This window comes from Peribacillus sp. TH16 (genome assembly GCF_016651095.1).
Lineage (GTDB): Bacteria > Bacillota > Bacilli > Bacillales > DSM-1321 > Peribacillus > Peribacillus butanolivorans.
Window position 1 is genome coordinate 1807975 of the sequence record NZ_JAEKEM010000009.1, and the last position, 21061, is coordinate 1829035.

Consider the following 21061-nt stretch of genomic DNA (forward strand, 5'->3'; position numbering starts at 1 on the left):
GACTAGACTCAGCCAAAAAGACCACATTCACATGGTTTTCCCCTCATTTCCTTTTTATAGGATAGTTTCCGGGTTGTTTTTGGGGTAAACAGGGGTGAAGTTGAGTAGCATGTTTTTAGGAAAGTTGTTTTACTATCAAACAATAAAAGGGCAGGGATTTCCCTGCCCTTAAATGAGTGAAAAATATTATATAATTCCTGTATTAGTGTATTTATAATACGCTAATTAATATGTCTATCATTCAATTTATATTTATAGGCCAATAATAAAATAGTAGAGTCGTTACGATTATCATAGCTCCACTAATCATTAAATAGGCTGGGTATCTACGAGTAATATTCATTTCTTTTTTCTCATCTATTTCAATGGGAGTTTGTAATATATTTTCCTGAAATTCTCTTTCTTCTCTGGTAATCACTCCATATTTAGAGCCAATAATTAATGCGCTTATGCTTAGGATTAAGCCAATAATCACAGGGTTAAAGTATACAGGAAGGTTAACTCCGAACATTCCTAGGCTTTCACCAAGAATAACACCAAAGAAACCAAAAATTATACTCCAGAAGGCACCTTCTTTTGTTAATTTTTTTGAAAATACGCTTGCAAAAGCTATTGGACCCCACGAAGCTGCAAATAATGTAGCAGCAAAGTAGCCAATCCACATTACAGCAGGTGGTTGCAACAAACCAATTAATAAAATAACTAAGCTAATAATAACCATGGAAATTCGACTGGCACGTAAAAGGTATTTATCTGTGTATTCCTTATTTCTTGATTGTTCCATGATATCTCGTGTTATACTGCTCCCTATTATCTGAAGGAAACTCGAACAGGAAGATAATGCCGCAGCCATGATTCCACTAACAATAATAACCCCGAGCCACGTAGGGACAATATTCATAGCTGCCCATATAAATACCTTTTCAGTTGGTGCGATATCTGCTTTGATGGTGGTAATAGTTGAAATGCTAATATGGAGAAATAGATAGACTGTCAAAATCGATATTGTTGCCCAAACACCAGCACGAATCGCTACGTGTTCATTTTTAGCCATTAAATATCGGCTACTTTGCCATGGACTTACGGCAATGACTATTCCCCAAACTAAGCCCATAATAACTGCCCAGGCCAATGCTTCCCAAGGAGTTCCCATAGAGGCACCTGGTCCTGTAATACCATGCCAACTTAATAAATCAGGCCTTTCAGCTAGATTCGCTGCCTTTGTAATGGCATTAGGAAATCCACCTGCAGATTTAATAATATAAGGAAAACTAAGATAAGTAGCGATTGAGAATAAAAAGAACATGACTGTATCATTTACCATAACGCCTTTCGCCCCAGATAGGATCGTAAATGATGAATAGACTAGCCACATGATTATCAAGGCTATCGGATATGAAACACCAGAAACCTCTGCCAACAAAACCGCAGCTCCTTGAGTAACAGCAACCAAGTATGCAGATATGCCAAGAATTGTAGTAATAGCAGCTGCCAGTCGTACTTTCTTGGAATGAAAGCGATTACCAAAATACTCAGGAACCGTTAATGATTTGCTTCTTCTTAAATATCTTCCAAAAAGGAAAACCCCGAATATATAGCCACTTGCATTAAAGATAACAAGGATAAGTAGCAGGATAGGATACCCTTCATAGGAAAATCCCGCTTCCCCCATAAATGATACAGTGCTTAAGAAAGAAGCAACAAGAGTACCAGTAATCATCAATGTGTTTCCACTTCGTCCCGACACATAATATTCTTCAGAGCTTTTCACTTTTCTGAATAAAAAAATACCGATTGATACATAAACACAAAAGGATACGATGATTCCTATGAGGAAAGCCATTTACATCCCCACCTTTTCAATCGGACTTTTTTCTTTTATTGCCTCTTGATTTCTCTTCATTTTAATCAGAAAAACGTTCGTGATCCACCCCATGACAATTAACGAACCCCCATAGCTCAAGCTAAAAATTAACTCTCCCATTTGTTGACCCCCTTAACAATATTGAAAATAATCAATAGTGAAGTATGCAATATCCATACCAACTTTTCGAATTTTCAGATATCAATAAAGGTTATAGTTAATTACTCTCATCATATACAAATTGATATTTGCCAAGTTTGCGCATGATGGTCGTTTGGCTAACCTCCAGAGCTTTGGCCATTTTTCTGGTTGATTTATATGTAGAAAGGGCTTGAGACAATAATTGCTTTTCCGTTTCCTCTACTGCTTTTTTCAAGGGAATGATTCCTGTTAAATTGACTAGCGCCGTATCTTTGTAGGTCAAATCGGAAGGCAAATCCTCTATCGTTACGATAGGTTTTCTAGCCGTCACGACAATTTGTTCAATTACATTTTCCAATTCCCGAACATTACCCGGGTAATCCTGCAGCTGCAGAATGAACTTGGAATGATCATCTATAGTTATCGATTGACCGTACTTTTCATTGAATTTCTTCAGAAAATAATCGGTTAATAATATGATATCTTCCTTTCGCTCACGCAGCTGTGGTATTTCCATTGGAACGACATGCAATCGATAATATAGATCTTCGCGAAACTGATTATTCTTGATCATTTGCTTCAAGTCTTTATTAGTGGCGGATATAATGCGAATATTCACCTTTTTCTCCTTCGTTCCCCCTACTTTCATGAATGTTCTATCTTGGACTAGATGCAGTATTTTCACTTGAATTTCGAGCGGCATTTCCCCGATTTCATCAAGGAATAGTGTGCCTCCATCAGCACTCTCAACAAGCCCTTGTTTCCCGTGCTTATTGGCTCCTGTGAAGGCACCGCTTTCGTAACCAAATAGTTCGGACTCAATTAGAGCCGATGGAATCGCGCCGCAGTTAACTTGAATGAATTTCTTATCCTTTCTATTGCTAAGATCATGAATGATCCTTGCTAAAACCCCTTTCCCGACTCCGGTTTCTCCATGGATGAATATCGAAGAATCCATCGGGGCCACTTTTTCAGCTAACTCCAAAACCTTTATCATCTTATCGGAATTGGTAATGAAGTTATTGAAGGACACGGTTTTTTTACTCTGTGAATGTTCATGCTGGGCACGCTGGTTCCTAAGATTCACTCTGTTCAATTTACTCTTCATCTCAACCAATTCCGTGATATCCCTGGAATTCGAAACAATTCTATACAAGTTCCCCTCTTCATCAAAAATTGGCTTGGCTGTGCTGAATACAGTCAATCCATGCGGATAGGTTTGTTCAGCTGAATTGACCGCTTTTGTTTCCATTGTTTTTAAGGTAACGGAATTGACGATCAGTCCCTTTTCAACTAACTCTTTAATGTTCTTATTAATAAAGGCCTCCGGCGGCAGCCCTGTAAGTTTCTTACACGCTTCACTCACGAATAACGTGTCCCCATTTGCATCCGTTACGAAAATTTCATCATAGCTGGAATGTAAGATTTGGGTAAGCTCTTTTACTTTCTTTCTTGTCACCTCTAACTCTTCATGCAGGGATTCATTTAGACTTATTAAGCTTTTAAGCTTCTTTTTGAGTATCATTTCCCTGACTTCATAGATCGGATAGCATCTATATTGGTTATCACTATGTTGAATCGCAAAATCATAGTGACTCATATCCTCTTCATTTAGCTTATCTAAATCATCTACAACAACAAACGATTGATTAAGATATTCAATGATTTTCTGATTTTGACCCACGCTATCTAATTTCTTCAAAAAGAGACCTTCATCTAAAATGCCCAGGATTTCCAAGTGGTTTTTCATGACAATAAAAGGAGATGAATGTATTTTCAGTAATGACTTTATATCCAAAATAGAAATATCGGAAAATACAATTAGTGATTCCTTTTTTAATTCGGTATCCATCCAATCACCCCAAAGTTTTTATTTCGAACCGATTTTGTTACACCTTTTAGTACGCAAAGAAATAAGTGACACTTTCATTAGCAACGAATGTCCATATATCAACCGATTCGAACCTGAACCTAAAATGAATCATCACTTTTCAAAAAAGGTTCAGTTTATATAGAATACTCGATTCGCAATCAATTCCCTCTTTACATAAGTGAAAAAAACGGTTTATTTATTCAGATTGATCCCAATCATACACTTTCGTGGCACGGCATGATTATTGCATATTGAACCTATATAGAGATATTTAGAAGGCGATTGGATTGATGCCATCTATACTCTCATACTATCTAAAACTAGGGAGGGTCATGATTATGACTCAATTCAAGAATCTGTTTACTCATTTAACGATTGGTCATACTGAATTGAAAAACCGAATTTTAAGTACAGCTCATCAAACCAATCATGTTACTGACGGAATCCCCACTTCGGATATGCTTGCCTATCATGAAGCTCGCGCTAAAGGGGGTGTCGGATTAATCATCCTTGAAGCAGCATCCGTACATCCATCCGGCATGCTTACGTCTAAAACGATTGCAGGATATGACCAAAAGATTGTCAATGCCTACAAAGAGATTTCCGAAACACTCCATAAATATGGAACGAGGGTTTTCTCTCAACTATTTCATGGCGGAAGGGAAGTCGTATCGAGCGACTATCGAAATGCCGCTTGGGCGCCATCTGCTGTACCTAGCTTGCGTTTCGGCGTCATGCCAAAGCCCATGAGCTTAGAAGATATTGAAGGAGTGATTGAAGGGTTCGCCCATTCAGCACAGCTGGCAAAGGAAGGCGGACTTGATGGGGTCGAAATTTGCTGTTCACATGGATACCTTCCTGCTCAGTTTTGGTCACTACATACAAATCAGCGTACAGATGACTATGGTGGTTCATTTGAAAATCGGATGCGATTCATTGTAGAGATTTTGGAAAGAGTATGGGAAAGAGTTGGGGAAGACTTTACAGTTGGCATTCGCATGAGTTCAGATGAATTGACGATGGACGGGACAACGATGAAGGATTCCGTGCAAATAGTCGAATATCTCGCGGAAAAAGTCCGATTGGATTTCATTAATGTCACAGCTGGAGATTCAAGTACCTTTGAGGGATCAACACATATCGTGCCGCCATCACCGATGAAGCACGCCTACTTATCTCCACATGGATTTAAAATCAGAATGGCAGGAGCCGTCCCGGTCTTTGTCGGTAATAGAATCGTCGACCCAGTTGAAGCTGAACAAATCTTATCAACCGGAAAAGCCGATGTCGTAGGAATGACCAGGGCCTTAATTGTCGATCCTGACATGCCTAACAAAGCCAAAAATGGCGACTTACAAGCAATTGATGCATGCATAGGCTGTTTACAAGCCTGTATAGGTCACTATCATAAAGGACTGCCAATTGGCTGTGTCCAAAACCCAACAACAGGTAAAGAAGCATGGATTTTACCAGAATTAAAGAAAACGAGAAACAAACAGAATGTCCTAGTGATTGGCGCCGGACCTGGCGGATTACAGGCGGCCATAACAGCGGACTCTCTCGGTCATTCCGTTACACTGATCGATCAAAGCAAATCAATAGGCGGCCTGCTCCGTACCATGCGCAAAGCGCCCATGCGACATGAACTGGCAGAATCGATGCTCGATAACTACTCCCGGAAACTAATGAGAAGCAAGGTCAATGTGCAATTAGGCAAAACGGCCACCGTCCAAGAAGTATCAGAATGGAAACCAGACGCCATTATCTGTGCAACAGGCTCACGGCCCTATACACCAGCCATCGAAGGAATCGATGACCAACGGATCATCATGATGGATGACCTATTCAGCTCAACCAAAAAAGTTGGGGACAACGTCTTGGTATTCGACTTTGGCGGTGACTGGCCTGGCATGGAAGCAGCCATTTACCTGGCCGAAAAAGGCCACAAAGTCACACTCATATCATCCAGACTGCACATTGGCGAAACCGTTCACCAATATCTCAGGAATGAATACCTAAAAAAACTATACAACCTAAACGTCACACTCCTTCCCCATTACGATATCGGGGCAATCAAAGAGAATCACGTCATTATCCGGAATCTATTCACCCAACAAAAAGAAGAACTAACAAACTGGGACTCCATCGTCCTCTCCCTTGGCCGCATTCCCAATACAGAGCTATTCGAAGAAATGAAAGGCCATGCACCCATTGTGAAACAGATTGGAGACTGTCTTGGCCCACGTACTATAGAGGAAGCGACGCATGAAGGGATGATGAGTGCTATAAGTTTATAGAGGGAAAGAGACATTCCTTTGGGGGATGTCTCTTTTTCTTTTACTTAGCCTTCCGCTCATAGTGATAATGAAGTCGATATTGACAAATATCTTTGGTCATATCAAATAAAACCCTTTGATCGTCTGGTCTTACATCAAAGTTTAGCTTGAAAGTATCATCTTCGTAAGAAATTAACCCTTTAGAGCTTCCACTCCACTTAGACATAGGTGACATGAACAATGGCTAGTGGAAGTAGAGAAAACGGGTATGGCGTAGAGTGATAAGATGGTCGTTTTGCTAGCCATGCTAGAGCGTGGAGATGATAGTTGATTCAAGCCAATCACCTCTGAGGAAGCAGCAGCACCATTCTTTCATAGCTACTTAAAAGAAACAGAGTATCGAAAACAGGCTGAAAAATCCTTTAAAAAGTTATGGAATTATGATATGTTTCTTCCTGAATTTTTATATCTACATTCTTTAGTCCTCAATCCTAATACAAATATATCTCGAAGTATCTTTTACTTAATAATATTTCTCCTATCCATATGGAATCCCTTGTGTTCAACAGACATAATATTTTCTCCTATGCTATAGATTTTTTAGTACATTATTTATACTAGTAGGTTTTCACCCCTAATTTTTTTTCTAATTCTATACATAGCATTTTGAATACCTTTACTACTTACCCCCATTATTTCCCCCGCCTCATTGTGGTTATATCCTTCCAAAACTAACAATAAAGCACGTTTCTCAAAATTTGTTAAGTAAGAATTAGAAGATAATATTTCATTATAACTTTCTTTTATTATTAGCTGTTTCTCAGGGTCAAATATATCTTTAATACTTACTACTTCACCATACGTTAGATCTCGTTCATGGTTTATTTTTGCTTGTAAGGATAATGAATTGTTTAATAATGCATTTTTGTTCCTATTTGCTTTTTTAACAGATGAAATTAAATGTCTATTAACACACATTTTCGCAAATCCAGGAAAGGAAACTCCCCCTGTAAACTTGAAGTCTATCACTGCTTTGTAAAATCCTATTAATGCTTCTTGAAATGCATCATCTATATCCGCACCTTGAATATAGTACTTTTTCGAGAAAAATAATAACAACCCTCTATATCGATTAAACAATGCACTAATTGCTTCTTCGTTATTCTTTTCTTGTGCAAGTTGAACTAAACTCTCATCAGTCATTTTTAATAAATTAATTTGAGTGTAGTCATTTATGGTTTTCATTTCTTTCTCCTTCAAAAGTCAGAATTCTATATACAATAATTATACCATTTACAGGTTGTCTGCACTAAAACCACTTCTACTTATTGGTAAATATTATTTTTGGCGGAAGAAAAATTACATGTGGATAAGGAACTGAAATGATTGGTATACAATCTTTTCGTTACGAAATAAAAAGCAGACTTTCGAATTTAAACACCACCCATCCAACTACAACTTGAGTCATATGATGGCGGACGGCAGAGTTGTAATGGCAAAGTTCTATTACAAGGCGTTAATCAGAAAGTGACACTGCTTTTTAATCACTATGATATAGCAAGTGGGTTAAATAGATTCAAGTCTTATAAAATAAGGAAAAAGAGGTTAGTCGAAGAAAACTACCTACTCGAAGTAAAATAGCTTTTTACAGATAATTTGTCTGATTAGGAATAAGCTTTTAAAAGAATACTTAAAGTTTTGGAATATATTTACGAGTTGACATTTAAGTAAGTTATTTATATTAAAAAATACCTAATGTAAAATGGATACCACTATTTTATCATGTTACAAATAGTGATATTATGGAATTGTAGTAATATTTCGTAAGAAGTGAGGCACTTTTATGGAATAGCTTTTTCACCATCGTATGGCAAGGGTTACAAGCTTAAAGGTTCTGGAGAGAGGATGTTAAGGGAACCATTATGGAACCCAGGTATTTTTGTTCAAACTAGTTTAAGATTAGGTAGTGCTCCTAATACTTGGCCATTAGCTGATGCATCCTTATATGACGATAATAAAAAGTTATCAATAGGTTTAGAATTTAAGCCTCCATTAGAAAGTAAGAGAGGATGTCTTACTGGTTTAGGACAAGTAATAGCTTATTTGAATATTTTTAGTTCAGCTATACTCGTTTTACCCGAATTCATCGAAGATGGTTTTCCAATCGCCGATTACATAGCAAATTCTTAAAATTCAAATGAACTAAGTACTGTGCCTATTGCAGTGGTTACTTATCCACCCGATGCTACCCCAGAGGATGATTTTGATATAACTTTAAAATCTGAATTCGCTGAAAGAAATGTAATAAGGCATCGAACCCTCCGAGGGGCGAAGGTGAACTCTACCTTTTATGTTAACTGGAGGGATACCTCCCCAAATGAGGTATTTTTTTTCTTGAGCATAAGCGATCAATTTCAGTTGGATTATGAAGGTCATAGGTTAAATAAAAATTTGGGATATCTATTGGAATGACTATTATTGTCCCAGAGAAGCCTAGATACACTTGATTACATTGAATTAAATGTAAATTAATTTGATAATACAAATAAAAGGATTTCCTTATATAAAACTAAGCACGTCTTAGGAAGAAAGTAGTTGACGGAAATTTAACGACCGCTGAAGCTCTAGAAATTCTAAGAATAAAAGCATCTCATGGTGTTGATACAAATTAGGTGAATTTAAGGAAAAATCACTTCAATTTTATGAACCAATTAAAGCTTTGGGATGGCAGAGGGGTTCTAACAAGTGATGGGGCGGTATTGCTTTCAAATGGAAAAAGAAGAGGACTTTCATCTCCAGCATTTGTGGATGCACTGGCACATTTACTTCTTGTAAAAGGATGAGTTTAATGACTTTTTACTGAATCATGATATAAGTAGATTTGAGGGATCAGATGAAATAAAGGCTGGAGTAATCCAGCTTTTAGAAAACCAACACTTAATAAAAAGAAACCCCAATAGAGCAAGAATCCATTTGAAAAAAGCTTTTCAAGACGAATTTACTCTATGGAGTCACCTAGGGATACTAATAAAAAATGGAAGAGAATTCTTTGACCCCCAAAGGGGACTTGTTTTTAACTGGCGGAGAATACAAAGTATTCTGGGTTACAATTTTACTGTATAACTAAATATTAAACAGAAGTAGTACTATGTTTAGCTTTATCATCCTCTATTTGCATTGCTATTTGTCTGAAATATACTTCCGCCAATAGAGGTGGAACAGCATTACCAACCTGGATACATTGTTGTTGTCTTGAACCGAAGAATACATGATTATCTGGAAAAGTCTGAATTCTAGCAGCTTCTCTCACAGTTAGCGTCCTGTTTAAGGTCGGATGGATAGGAAAAGCATTATGCCCTGGTACTAACGTGAGGGAAGGTTGTTCTCGATGTAATCTTTTGTAAACATGACTATAATTTTTTACCTGTCCTGTTGTAGAGTCTGGTCTTGTTGCTTGCAGAAGTGTCTCTGGAATTTTATTTATATCTAATTTCCCGCCTTCTTCAACATAAGACATTCTTTCTGAAACAATTGGCTTGTGTTTAAGGGGAACATGATTCGGTATTTCCTCCTCAGTCTTATCGACCAAGTCCATAATTGCTTCTCCTACTGTCGTATACTCAGGCATACATAGTTCATTAGCTGAAGAATGGGTTACTTCTGGAAAAGTGACTGGTTCCCCAATTCTATTACCTATCATCAACATACGGTGTCTTTTTTGAGGGACACCATAATCAGCAGTATTAACAATTTTATAATCAATGTCTTTATAACCAATTTTCTTGAATTCATTAATTACTTCTTCAATGAATTTACCCTTATCTAAACTTACAAACCCCTTAACATTCTCCATAAAAAAGTATTTAGGTTTCAATTCTTTAATAACTCTAATATATTCGTACACGAGAAAATTCCGTGGGTCACTTTTAGGATCATATCCTTGTGTATTAACGAAACGCCTTTTTCCAAATACAGAAAAACCTTGGCAGGGTGGGCCCCCCACTACAATATCAACTTCTTTTCCTTTAGCTAAAGATTTAATAAGCGAAGAATCAAGATCTCTTATATCATCATTAAAAACTGGGATATGAGGAAAGTTATAAGCATGAGTCTTACAAGCATCTTTATCAATTTCAACAGAAAAAAGAGTTTGATACTCAGCCTTTTCAAGCCCAACTAATAACCCCCCGCCCCTGAAAATAAGTCAACAGCAGTTAGCAATGTAAATATACCCCCTATTTTTAATCATTAAATTGGAACTCTAATTGTTTTTCTTTTAAAATATTCTCTTTAATATGCCTGGCTAATATCTTAGAAAATAAAGGAGGTACTGCATTACCAACCTGGTGTCCTTGTTGGCGCCTATTACCTTTAAAAATAATATTATCAGGGAAAGTCTGGATTCTAGCAGCTTCTCTTACAGTAAGGCTTCTGTTTAGAATAGGATGAATCGGAAAAGCATCATTTCCTGGTACCATTGTAAGTGCTGGTTTTTTTCTACCTAACCTTTTAAATGTATTGCCAAAATTCTTTCTGTATAATTCAGGAGGAAGTGCATCTTCTGGTAATCTTCCGCCCTCTGGAATAAGTTTATATCGTTCTATATTTTTCTCAGTATGTTTTAAAGGAACATGGTTAAAGCCTGGATCCTCTTCATGGTTAACTAAATCCTTTATTGAATCCCAGCAGCCAACCCATGGTTTTAGACCATCCTTTGGGCTATCAGAATGAGTTGAAGCTGGAAAGCTCACTGGTTGATTTAATCTGTTTCCTAAAATGAAAACACGTTCTCTAGTTTGTGGCACTCCATAATCCGCCATATTTATTAATTTATAGTCAACGGTATAACCACAACCCTTAAACTTTTCTATAATATTATTAATAAATTCACCCTTGTCCCAAGTTAGAATTCCTTTGACATTCTCCATTAAGAAAAACTTAGGTTGTAATTCTCGTACAAGGCGAATATATTCATCTACTAGTTCATTTCTAGGATCATACGTATTTCTTACCTCAGGTTTTGAAGAAACTCTTCTACCTATGGTAGAAAAGCCTTGACATGGTGGACCACCAATAATACCATCTAAGCTTTCATAATCTATTACTTCTCTTATTTCATTTGTATCTATTTCACGAATATCTCTGTTCCAAAAAGGTACAAAAGGGTGATTATACAAATGTGTTCTTTTTACATTTTCATTATTATCAACACTTAATCCGATTCTATATCCAGCTTCCTTAAAGCCTATATGAAGGCCACCAGCTCCACAAAATAAATCAACAATAAGCATTATTTCCTCCACCACCTTCAAAGTACAAATTTTATTATAACAGATTACTGAGCCATAGAACATATGTATGTTTCCATTGGAGGAACTCTATATTAAGGTTGATAAAAACGCAAAGGAAATTGAATGTTCTCTTCTTTTCCTTTTTTCTTTTTCAACTAGATTATGCATGACTTTTCCTACTTTTTTATATTATGGATTACTCAACGGAATTTCATGGTTTTTCACTCCTGGTTACTTCTATTATTGCTTTAATCCGCTCATCCATTCACCTATTTCCACAGCGTGGTCTTTAATGATATATTTTTCATAATTGGGTAGTTCTTCAATTTCTTCAATCATGCTTTGTTAAAACTTATTATTTTTTCGGCATCAATTTTTTTCACATCCGCATTTATTCTAAAAAAAGGGTTAGCATCAACACTTAACAGCAATATCCCAAGTAAGGGCATCGCTTCTAAAGGAATCTCAAATTTAGAGTTTTCATCATCAACTAATTCCTTGAAAGGATTTATACTTTTCATTGATAGACCATAAATTTCATTTACCTTATTCAAGCGTCTGTCGAACACAGTATTATGAGATATTTTTGCCCTTTCCTGCAAAACCTTTTTTGGTATACCCCGTTATAGACCTTCTTTTTCTCACTGATTTTTCCTTCTTTCTGTTCATTAGGTGTCAGGGGGGGGGGAGGTACTTAGAAAAAAATAGGTGTATGAATCAGTAAAGAGGTATATCCTTACTCGGTATCAGTCATGGAAAATTTAGTTTTTCCTCATACATACACCCTTTCCCCATCTTTCATGCAAATTAAAAAGAGTGGATTATTAGTTTCTGGCTTCTAAAGCAATACCAATAATCCACTCTGATTTTTCATCATATGAATATGTCAGAAAAACAACTGGGTCAGGTAGACCTGTGAGAATATCCGGAGAGACAATCTTCTCGTCTAGTTCTTCCAAGTAAAGCTCAACCGCTTCTTCCGCCAGTTTCGAAGCACTAACATCGACTCCGAACATCTCTTCCATAAATATCTTTACTACTTCCTTACTGTACAATACCTTTCCTCCTTAAATTTAGCCTTTTTCTTTTAATGAAACGAATGTTTCATCTCCGACGATGATGTGGTCAAGAACGTCTATGCCAATAATCTTTCTAGCCTCCGCTAACCTCTTAGTTACCTTTATACCCTCTTTACTCGGTTCAGGTTTTTACGGTGATTGTGGCCAACAATTATTGATGCCGCGTTGCTGAGGATCGCTGATTTCATCACCTCACGAGGATGAACTATACTTGCATTCAGGCTGCCAATATGACAGACATTGATTGATACTGGCTGATTCTTTGTATCCAGTGATGCGACGATGAAGTATTCACGGTCTTTATCCTCTAAAAGCAACTTAATTAATTGGTATCCATCCTCCGGTGACCTCACTGCCCTCTCCTTGTACAAAAGGTTGGACTCTTTTACTAGTTTCAGTGAAACAATGTTTACTCTCTTCGCTAGCTCGTTTTCTTTTTTCATTATTATTCTCCTTCTTTAGTTAATAAAGATAATAAATTACATTGTTCTCAGAATCATAATATATATTTATTAACTTAGTAGATACGTTGAATTAACAAATAATATCTGATTACAACCTTACAAAATAACGTTATAATTAATAAGTTAATCTTTAAAATTAAATACAGAACATTTGTTCCGTTTGTCGATTTATGTTAATATATGAAATATAAATATCTTTTTATGGAGGAGACTCTTAAAAATATGGTAGTAGTTGACTTATTTTGTGGGGCTGGTGGCTTACACATTGGCTTTGAACAAGCTGGTTTTAAAATTGGACTTTGTGCTGATAATAACTCACTCGTTGAGAGAACACATAAATTTAACTTTCCAAACATCCCTTTTACAAACAAAGATATAAGAAATATTAATTCTGAAGAGATATATGGAGTATTAGGTGAAAGTGAAGTAGATGTATTGATTGGAGGACCTCCATGTCAAGGGTTCTCAACGATTGGAAAAAGGTCCTCATCAGATATAGAGAAACGCACTCTTAAGGACGAAAGAAACACATTAGTTTTAGAATATATTAGACTAATTAACGAATTACAACCCAAATATTTTATTATGGAAAACGTAAAAGGTATTCTTACCATGGATAAGGGAATGTTTATTGAAGGGATTAAGGAAGAACTAGGAAAAACTAAATATAAATTTGGAATTAAACTTATAAATATGGCTGATTATGGTGTTCCACAGATGAGAGAGAGAGTCTTTATTATTGGTAATCGTCTTGGACATGAAATTGAATTCCCCCCAAAGTCACATTCACAAAATGAAGAAAACGGATTATTACCATGGGAAAATTGTTGGAAGGTTATTGAGGACCTTTCAACTATTGAGGAAGACAAAGAATTTAACCATGTGCCTCTTAAGCACACTGAAAAAAATATAGAAAGATATAAACTTATCCCGGAAGGCGGCCGCCTTCCAGAAGATTCGCTGCCCCCTGAACTATATAGGAAAAACTTTGGAAACACTTATAAAAGATTAAGTCGGACTAATCCTGCCTTAACAATGGTTCCTGGAAATGATGCATTTCCAATCCATCCAATCTTAAATAGAAGTCTTACTGTACGCGAAGCAGCTAGGATTCAAACTTTTCCAGATTGGATGATATTCCAAGGGAATAGACGACAACAAGGGCACCAAGTAGGAAATGCTGTACCACCAATGTTTTCAAAAATTCTTGCAAACCATATTAAACAAAAACTTTTAATAGAGGAACCCAAAACCCTAGTATCAGCTAAATAAAACTTAGAAAGGAGAATAAAAATGCTTAATGCAGTAGATTTGTTCTCAGGAGCAGGTGGTTTATTAACTGGTCTAATAAAAGCTAATTATAATGTCTTATTTTCAGTAGAAATTGATAAAGCAGCAGTAAACACCCATCATCTTAACTTTCCTAAAATACCAATCTTTGATGATGATATTAGAAATCTAACTTTCGAAAAAATACTTGAATTTACCGAAGGGAAAGAAGTGGATTTAGTAGTTGGGGGTCCACCATGTCAAGGATTTTCTGTTTTTGGCAAAAGGAGATTTATCAATACGAAGGGTTATAATCCAAAAGAAGATGACAGGAATAAGCTTGTTTACGAATATATTCGGATAGTAAAAGAACTACAACCTAAATATTTCTTTATGGAAAATGTAAAAGGATTTTTATCATTAGATAATGGATTATTTATTAAAGAAGTAATATCAGCGTTTAATAAAATTGGATATACCAACATTGATTATAATGTCTTTAACACAGCTGATTATGGTGTTCCTCAAAAAAGACAAAGGATGTTGATGATTGGGAACAGAATGGGGGAAAAGGTTACATTTCCTGCTCCATCTCATTTTGATCACCCAACTTTATTTGATGAAAGTTATATCACTGTTGGGCAAACTATAATGGACTTGGTTGATAAAACAGAAGATGATATACCTAATCATATTCCTTTAAAGCATAAAGAGATTGTCGCAGAAAGAATGTCTTATGTTAAAGAGGGTAAAAAATTGGTGATTGAGGATTTACCTGAACATCTTTTAAACTCAACACGACCTGATTCAACCACAGGTAAAGTTCAGAATTATAGTCATATATATAAAAGACTTCATAGAAATGAACCTTCTAATACCTTGGTTCCTGGACATAATGCTTTTCCTATTCATCCTACACTAAATCGTACACTTACAGTAAGGGAAGCAGCTAGGATACAAACATTTCCTGATTCTCATGTTTTCTGTGGGACAAGACAACAACAATGTATTCAAGTTGGTAACGCTGTTCCCCCATTAATAGCTGAGAAATTCTTCGAACATTTAGCTTTAGATATTAAGAAGTTCCAAAGAGTAAAAATATAGAAAACGGAAAAGCTTCTTCCGTTTTCTATATTTTTACATCCATAGTATTCTGTACAACTTCCCAATTAATATTTAGTCCTACTCCAATTCTGAAACCTTTTTTTATGAAACCAAATTGCCTTAATATAGCTAATTCAGCTTGAAATGGTTGCCTTGCTGCTCCACCCCTTAGGGATACTTTTCTCATAACTTTTAAATTATTTGATAATTCATCTTCTAACCAAATTAAATAATCCTTTTGGTTAAATTTTAGCCTTCCTCTTGCATCTCGTGCGGTAAACTCTAATACGTTATTTTCAAATTTTTCATCGGACAATCTATGTGCATAATAAAGAAAGGCCCCTAGCTGACCTATTTTTAATATTGCAGAACCAAGGATTGCTCTAGGTGTACCTCCATTGCTATTATTTCTATTTCTTTCACAGGCATCCACAAACCTATATCCAATATCAGTTGGCTTTCCGTCATTATCCAAAAGACCAATGTGAGTCATTCCTGAATCTAAATCCTCTCTATAGCTATGGGCTCGATTTCTTACATTTGTTGCAAATTCTTCCCAAGCATTGTCTTCTGTAATGTTTGAATTATTTAGTTTACTAACCAACTTATTTTTTATTGAATCAGACCTTCCCACAAAGAACTTTTTAAATTGATCGTCTGAGGTCAATAACTTTGATGAATTCTCATTAACCACATATTGATTACCATTTTTGCTCCAAATTTCTATTGTATCGTCGTTTAAAACATAGCTTAGCCAAAAATTTCTCCAAACAATATCATGTAAAGTATCACCAACAGAATTTGATAAATATTTAAATAGATTAGTTCCACCCAACTTTTGTACAGCATTAGATAATCCCATCGGAATATTAATTACGGGTTCGGTTAAATTGTCTATAGAAAACCTCTTTGCTATTTGTAAATACCTATAGAAAGCATCTGAGTCACTACTACCTTCTCTTAAATGAGCCCATTGTGTTTTAATATAGTTTGGAGCACTTGCATTAGCACGCGGAATTATCGACGCATTAGATAAATCCATTGCTCGTATAAGGTTAAGTTTTCCTCTAAAGGGAGAAGTAGCAAATAAATCAGGGTCATGATATGTAACGATAGAAATAGGTATATGATTGGAAACCATGTCCAATATTTGCTTTAAATATTGCCCCGGTTGGGAATGTGTATCATACCTATCGGGAATAATAATTACAGTGCCATGATACCCTTTATCTAAGTAAGCCTGAGACTGACCTAGTGCTGTTAATATTCCATGTATTCCTTCATTTTTCTTTTTAAACTCCAGTGCTAATCTATATAGTTCACTTCCATTTTCCTCTATTACTAATACACCATCAGCCAAAGGCCAGTTGGTTTTGCCTTCTTTAGTGGCATATATCGAAAAGGTTCTTCCTTGACTATTATTCAGGAAATGAATAGGACTCTGCGTGAAAATGTCTGCCAATTCAGAATTTGCCCATGAAGCATATAAGTCATGACTCAAAAAATAACCCCCTAAAATTTCGCTTTTTCTGTTTAATTCTAGCAAAAATTAAGAGGCATTAATATATCGATTTAAAAAAACCTCATTTACTTATGGTACGGTTCACCTTATCACGTTCAAAAGAATTACCTTCTCTGCACCATAAATAATTATCGGCAACTTTAAGTATAAAATAAACCTGATGTCTCAACCATCATCCTGTTTAATTATACCCAGTATCCATATTTCGTTATAATAAGTAGTATGTAAAGAAAATTGGAGGTACATTTATGAAAGCCACCGAGACAAACTTTTTACAATTTCTAAAAGGGCCAAAGCAATTCGTTATTCCGATTTATCAACGGACATATAGTTGGACAAAAAAACAATGTGCTCAGTTATGGGACGATATTGAACGAATCTCTGAAGATGTGAATCTATCAGCACATTTTTTAGGTTCAATAGTTTATGTTGAGAAAGGTTTATATCATGTAACTTCTGTGCCTCAACTTTTAGTAATAGATGGTCAGCAAAGGTTAACAACCTTAAGTCTAATTTTATCTGCGTTTTCTGAAGTAATGGAAGAACAGATTAAAATCTGCGAATCAATTACATCAAAGAAAGTTCGTAATTACTTCCTATTTAATGCTGAAGAAGATGATGACACCCGATACAAGCTATTATTAACCCAAAAAGATCGTCAAACTTATATTGATTTACTTGAAAGAAATGAATTCGAGGATGATTATTCAAAAAGAATTGTAGAGAATCAGAAGTACTTTAAGGATAAGATAATGAAAAGTCCCTTACCTTTGGATGAAATTTATCGAGCTCTTAATAAACTTATTGTTGTGGATATAGCTTTAGATCGTGATAAAGATAACCCCCAATTAATCTTTGAGAGTCTCAATTCCACAGGGCTTGATTTATCACAAGCTGATTTAATTCGAAACTATTTCCTGATGGGGTTACAACCAAAAGATCAGGAATACCTATACAACAAATATTGGTATAAGCTTGAAATCAAGTTCGACAAACTACCTGATTCAAGCTATTTTGACCGCTTTATAAGGGATTATATAACTCTTAAAACAGGAGTAATCCCCAAAATTGGTTTTGTATACGAGGCATTTAAATCCTATGTAACTGAACACCCTCACCTATCAACTGAAGAAATAATTATTGATGTTTATTCATATGGACAATATTATGTAAATCTTAATTTACGTGATAAAGATCCCATACTTGAAAATGTATTTTGTGATATACGTGGACTTAGAGTAGATACCGCTAATCCATTCTTAATGCAAGTCTACAATGACTATATACAAAACATTATTAATAAAGACGAGCTAATTACTGTTTTTAGATTAGTTGAAAGTTACGTTTTCAGACGAGCAATTTGCAGTATACCAACAAATTCGTTAAATAATACTTTCGCATCTTTGTCAAAAGAGATTGATAAAACTGACTACTTAAATAGTTTAAAAGCAGCATTTTTATTTAAGACATCCTATCGACGCTTTCCATCTGATGAGGAATTTCGTCGGGACTTATTAATTAAAGACCTATACAACTTCAGAAATCGCAACTATCTGTTACGAAAGCTGGAAAATCATAATCGAAAAGAAATTGTCAATGTTGAAAATTATACTATTGAACATATAATGCCACAAAACAAAAACCTTTCAGTTGAATGGCAAACAGCTTTAGGATCAGATTGGGAAGCAATCCAACTTTCTTACCTTCATACTTTAGGCAATTTAACTTTAACTGGATATAACTCTGAATTAAGCGATCGCAGTTTTTCTGAAAAATTATCTCTTGTAGGCGGATTCAAAGATAGCCCATTATGGTTAAATCGTAGCGTTTCCAAATTTTCAACTTGGAAAAAAGAATCGATTGAAGAAAGAGCAAATACCCTAGCCGAACGAGCAGTTACTGTCTGGCAGTCTCCGACTCTTTCCGAAGATGTTTTAAAACTATTTAAGAAAAACGAAAATGAGTCAAAATCAAAAACAGATTATACAATTGAACATCATGCCAATGCATTTAGTTCTGAAACCCATAAGTTATATGACTTATTAATAACTCGGATCTTAAACATAGATAGCTCCGTTCATGAGGAAGTAAAGAAGTTTTATATCGCCTTTAAGTATGGGAATAGAAATTTCGTAGATTTATTACCAGCAAAACATACTATAAAGATTTGGCTAAATTGTAAATTCGGTGAATTACATGATCCTGATCAGCTTGGAAGAGATGTGACAGATATTGGCCACCGGGGAAATGGAGACATTGAAATTAGCTTAACATCTGAGACTGATTTAGAACCTATTATGGACCTTATTCAGCAGTCATTTATATTAAACTCTGATTCAGAATGAATAAGGAATATATATGCAAACTAAATTTTTAATCAGTACTTTAGTTTAAGCATTTATTCTATTTATTGTTGATTGATATTCATTTCATTTTAAATTTCACAGAAACATTGAATCTTTTAAAAATAAAAAGAACCCCTTCTTCCAGAAGGGGCTTTTGGATATTTAAAAATAATTTTTTACAACATCTAACTCATTTCCACTGGACTGGCCATTTCTTTCATTAAAGATGTCTCAAAAGCTTCTGAAGTACTTTCGATTTTGGAGATTGCGTCTTCAACATCTCTATAACGGACTTTCCTCTCCTCGCTCAAAACCTCTCAACCCTTTCTTTTCTAGCTTCCATTTCAATCCGCGACCTTTCAGCTGCTATGCTTCTATTTAACACCTTCTGATGCTAAGAAAACGGCTGTTTCACCAATTTCTGATGGCTCTAGTAAACGTTCGATCCATTGCTTGCTTAGGATGTGGTGGTGAGCTTATCCAATTTAATTCCTTTTTTTTATAAAAATGTATTATTTTCAATCCATTTTGTATATAATTCTATACATAAGAGGTGAAAAATTTGAAAAGAGGAAAAGTAAAAAACAACGTGCGATATTTTCGAAGATTACATGATTTTACTCAAGAAGAACTTTCGGATCGAATAGGTGTACACAGACAAACAATTGTTGCTTTGGAAAAACAAAAATACGAACCCTCAATAGGAATTGTCTTGATGCTCTCTGCTGTATTAAATGAACCAATCGAGAAATTATTCTTTTTAGAAGAAAAAACAGATTAAATTCAGGAGGGATCTTTATGCGTTTGAAAAAGTGGATGCTTTTAGGTGGTTATATATGCTTATCCTTAGGCTTTGGATATTCATGTTATTCAATTTTTGTAGATGAAACAGGAAGTAATTTCTGGGTTATGTGGGGGATAGCTTCTCTTGTTATGGGTTATCAAGTAATTAATTTCTTAGTCGAGAAAAAAAATGATAAGTGGAACAATAGTTATGTTGTTGCAGATCAACGTCTTTTTCGTAAAATTCTAGTTTCTCTCTCTATATCATATGTTTTTATTCTGATTTTTTTATTGATTGGAACAATTGGATTCTATAATGATTTCATATCAGGCTATAATATTTTGGTCGGAGCTATTATTTCAAGTTTGTTGGTTTTTATGATTTCTCAAATTGTGCAACGTTTTGTAAACTAATCCAAATAAAACTTGATATAGGTTGTAAAAAAGTTAATAATTCCTCCCATATAGATTGTAAGGTAAAAAAATATAAGGAGGATTTTAAATGACAATTATTAATTCATTATCTTTAAATGCGCAAGAAAAACAATCGTTTAAAGAGAAAATCCGGGAAAAAGTAACAGCACAATTTAATCTTGCAGCTGACTTCGGTAAGTTGCAGGCAAACGAAATTGATTATTCTGTGTTAAATGAAGGCAAAGTTGCAAAAATGGAAAGTACGATTGGTAAGCAATTTACTATTCCTGTGAAAACACACGAAGGATTAGATGGTGAAGTACATTACACCGAAGTAAATGGGGCCGAGATAAGCAAATTGCCAACGCTCTATCCCTCTTAACCAATACTCAAAAGAAAACACTAAAGTTAAAATATGTTGATAATTTGGCATTTAAAGAAATAGCGGTAATAATGAACGTTTCGCAGCAGGCAGTTTCTAAAAACCACAAACTAGCAATTAATGAATTAAGGAACCTCCTTCAAGAAAAATAGTTACTTGTCCCCTCCTTTTGACTGCAACCACACTCCCCTTGGGAACCACAAAAGAGCTCCCATATTAATGCGAAATCGTACTAACATAATAGGCAATGAATA

At 35.3% G+C, this 21061-nt stretch carries 20 protein-coding genes and 1 pseudogene; 10 read left to right on the forward strand and 11 right to left on the reverse strand.

Going from position 1 to position 21061, the window contains the following annotated elements:
• Positions 1–241: 241 nt before the first annotated feature.
• The 3 genes from JFV29_RS22755 to JFV29_RS22765 form a co-directional block, all read right to left on the reverse strand.
• Positions 242–1843 carry a sodium:solute symporter family protein gene (locus JFV29_RS22755; RefSeq protein WP_190270934.1) on the reverse strand — a complete coding sequence of 534 codons (1602 nt, stop codon included), beginning with the start codon at positions 1841–1843 and terminating at the stop codon, positions 242–244.
• Positions 1844–1984, reverse strand: a complete 141-nt coding sequence (locus tag JFV29_RS22760) for a hypothetical protein (protein ID WP_201186537.1) — start codon at positions 1982–1984, stop codon at positions 1844–1846.
• Between the two features lie 97 nt (positions 1985–2081).
• The gene (locus JFV29_RS22765) at positions 2082–3857 is read right to left on the reverse strand and encodes a sigma-54 interaction domain-containing protein (protein WP_201186539.1); all 1776 of its coding nucleotides are present in this window, start codon (positions 3855–3857) and stop codon (positions 2082–2084) included.
• Between the two features lie 359 nt (positions 3858–4216).
• Between JFV29_RS22765 and JFV29_RS22770 the strand changes: the two genes are divergently transcribed.
• The gene (locus tag JFV29_RS22770; protein ID WP_201186541.1) at positions 4217–6175 is read left to right on the forward strand and encodes an oxidoreductase; all 1959 of its coding nucleotides are present in this window, start codon (positions 4217–4219) and stop codon (positions 6173–6175) included.
• 591 nt (positions 6176–6766) lie between these two features.
• On the opposite strand, the gene JFV29_RS22775 is transcribed toward JFV29_RS22770, so the two are convergent.
• Entirely contained in the window at positions 6767–7399 is a 633-nt protein-coding gene (locus JFV29_RS22775; protein WP_201186543.1) for a sigma-70 family RNA polymerase sigma factor, read from the reverse strand.
• 660 nt (positions 7400–8059) lie between these two features.
• On the opposite strand from JFV29_RS22775, the gene JFV29_RS22780 reads away from it, so the two are divergent.
• Together JFV29_RS22780 and JFV29_RS22785 are read left to right on the forward strand one after the other, a co-directional pair.
• Complete coding sequence (locus tag JFV29_RS22780) at positions 8060–8344, forward strand: hypothetical protein (RefSeq protein WP_201186545.1); 285 nt, start codon at positions 8060–8062, stop codon at positions 8342–8344.
• Between the two features lie 512 nt (positions 8345–8856).
• Entirely contained in the window at positions 8857–8997 is a 141-nt protein-coding gene (locus JFV29_RS22785) for a hypothetical protein (RefSeq protein WP_207205165.1), read from the forward strand.
• Positions 8998–9284: 287 nt separating this feature from the next.
• On the opposite strand, the gene JFV29_RS22790 is transcribed toward JFV29_RS22785, so the two are convergent.
• From JFV29_RS22790 to JFV29_RS22810, 5 genes and pseudogenes are all read right to left on the reverse strand, one after another.
• Positions 9285–10355: a DNA (cytosine-5-)-methyltransferase gene (locus JFV29_RS22790; RefSeq protein ID WP_201188031.1), complete on the reverse strand. Its 1071-nt coding sequence runs from the start codon at positions 10353–10355 to the stop codon at positions 9285–9287.
• A 40-nt stretch (positions 10356–10395) separates the two neighbouring features.
• The gene (locus JFV29_RS22795) at positions 10396–11445 is read right to left on the reverse strand and encodes a DNA cytosine methyltransferase (protein WP_201186549.1); all 1050 of its coding nucleotides are present in this window, start codon (positions 11443–11445) and stop codon (positions 10396–10398) included.
• 335 nt (positions 11446–11780) lie between these two features.
• Positions 11781–11999, reverse strand: a complete 219-nt coding sequence (locus tag JFV29_RS22800) for a hypothetical protein (protein ID WP_207205166.1) — start codon at positions 11997–11999, stop codon at positions 11781–11783.
• Positions 12000–12269: 270 nt separating this feature from the next.
• Entirely contained in the window at positions 12270–12500 is a 231-nt protein-coding gene (locus JFV29_RS22805; protein WP_242486931.1) for a hypothetical protein, read from the reverse strand.
• Between the two features lie 18 nt (positions 12501–12518).
• Positions 12519–12967: pseudogene (locus JFV29_RS22810) on the reverse strand (JAB domain-containing protein).
• A 201-nt stretch (positions 12968–13168) separates the two neighbouring features.
• Between JFV29_RS22810 and JFV29_RS22815 the strand changes: the two are divergent.
• On the forward strand, positions 13169–14260 hold the full coding sequence (locus JFV29_RS22815) for a DNA cytosine methyltransferase (RefSeq protein WP_201186553.1): 1092 nt from the start codon (positions 13169–13171) through the stop codon (positions 14258–14260).
• Between the two features lie 21 nt (positions 14261–14281).
• Positions 14282–15361, forward strand: coding sequence for a DNA cytosine methyltransferase (locus JFV29_RS22820; RefSeq protein ID WP_201186555.1), 1080 nt, complete (start codon positions 14282–14284; stop codon positions 15359–15361).
• A 25-nt stretch (positions 15362–15386) separates the two neighbouring features.
• On the opposite strand, the gene JFV29_RS22825 is transcribed toward JFV29_RS22820, so the two are convergent.
• Positions 15387–16862 (reverse strand): hypothetical protein, encoded by a 1476-nt coding sequence (locus JFV29_RS22825; RefSeq protein WP_201186557.1) that lies wholly within the window; start codon positions 16860–16862, stop codon positions 15387–15389.
• Positions 16863–17131: 269 nt separating this feature from the next.
• Here JFV29_RS22825 and JFV29_RS22830 point away from each other — a divergent pair, with 269 nt between their 5' ends.
• On the forward strand, positions 17132–19228 hold the full coding sequence (locus JFV29_RS22830) for a DUF262 and DUF1524 domain-containing protein (protein ID WP_201186558.1): 2097 nt from the start codon (positions 17132–17134) through the stop codon (positions 19226–19228).
• A 185-nt stretch (positions 19229–19413) separates the two neighbouring features.
• Here the strand turns inward: JFV29_RS22830 and JFV29_RS31255 are convergent, their stop codons facing one another.
• The gene (locus tag JFV29_RS31255; RefSeq protein WP_274607076.1) at positions 19414–19539 is read right to left on the reverse strand and encodes a hypothetical protein; all 126 of its coding nucleotides are present in this window, start codon (positions 19537–19539) and stop codon (positions 19414–19416) included.
• Between the two features lie 242 nt (positions 19540–19781).
• Between JFV29_RS31255 and JFV29_RS22835 the strand changes: the two genes are divergently transcribed.
• From JFV29_RS22835 to JFV29_RS31795, 4 genes are all read left to right on the forward strand, one after another.
• Positions 19782–20009 (forward strand): helix-turn-helix transcriptional regulator, encoded by a 228-nt coding sequence (locus tag JFV29_RS22835; protein WP_342366584.1) that lies wholly within the window; start codon positions 19782–19784, stop codon positions 20007–20009.
• 17 nt (positions 20010–20026) lie between these two features.
• Positions 20027–20425, forward strand: coding sequence for a hypothetical protein (locus JFV29_RS22840; RefSeq protein ID WP_201186559.1), 399 nt, complete (start codon positions 20027–20029; stop codon positions 20423–20425).
• A gap of 88 nt (positions 20426–20513) precedes the next feature.
• Positions 20514–20807, forward strand: coding sequence for a hypothetical protein (locus JFV29_RS22845; RefSeq protein ID WP_201186560.1), 294 nt, complete (start codon positions 20514–20516; stop codon positions 20805–20807).
• Positions 20783–20959: a sigma factor-like helix-turn-helix DNA-binding protein gene (locus tag JFV29_RS31795; protein WP_201188033.1), complete on the forward strand. Its 177-nt coding sequence runs from the start codon at positions 20783–20785 to the stop codon at positions 20957–20959. Before JFV29_RS22845 ends, JFV29_RS31795 begins: the two co-directional genes overlap by 25 nt.
• The last annotated feature ends 102 nt before the right edge of the window (positions 20960–21061 follow it).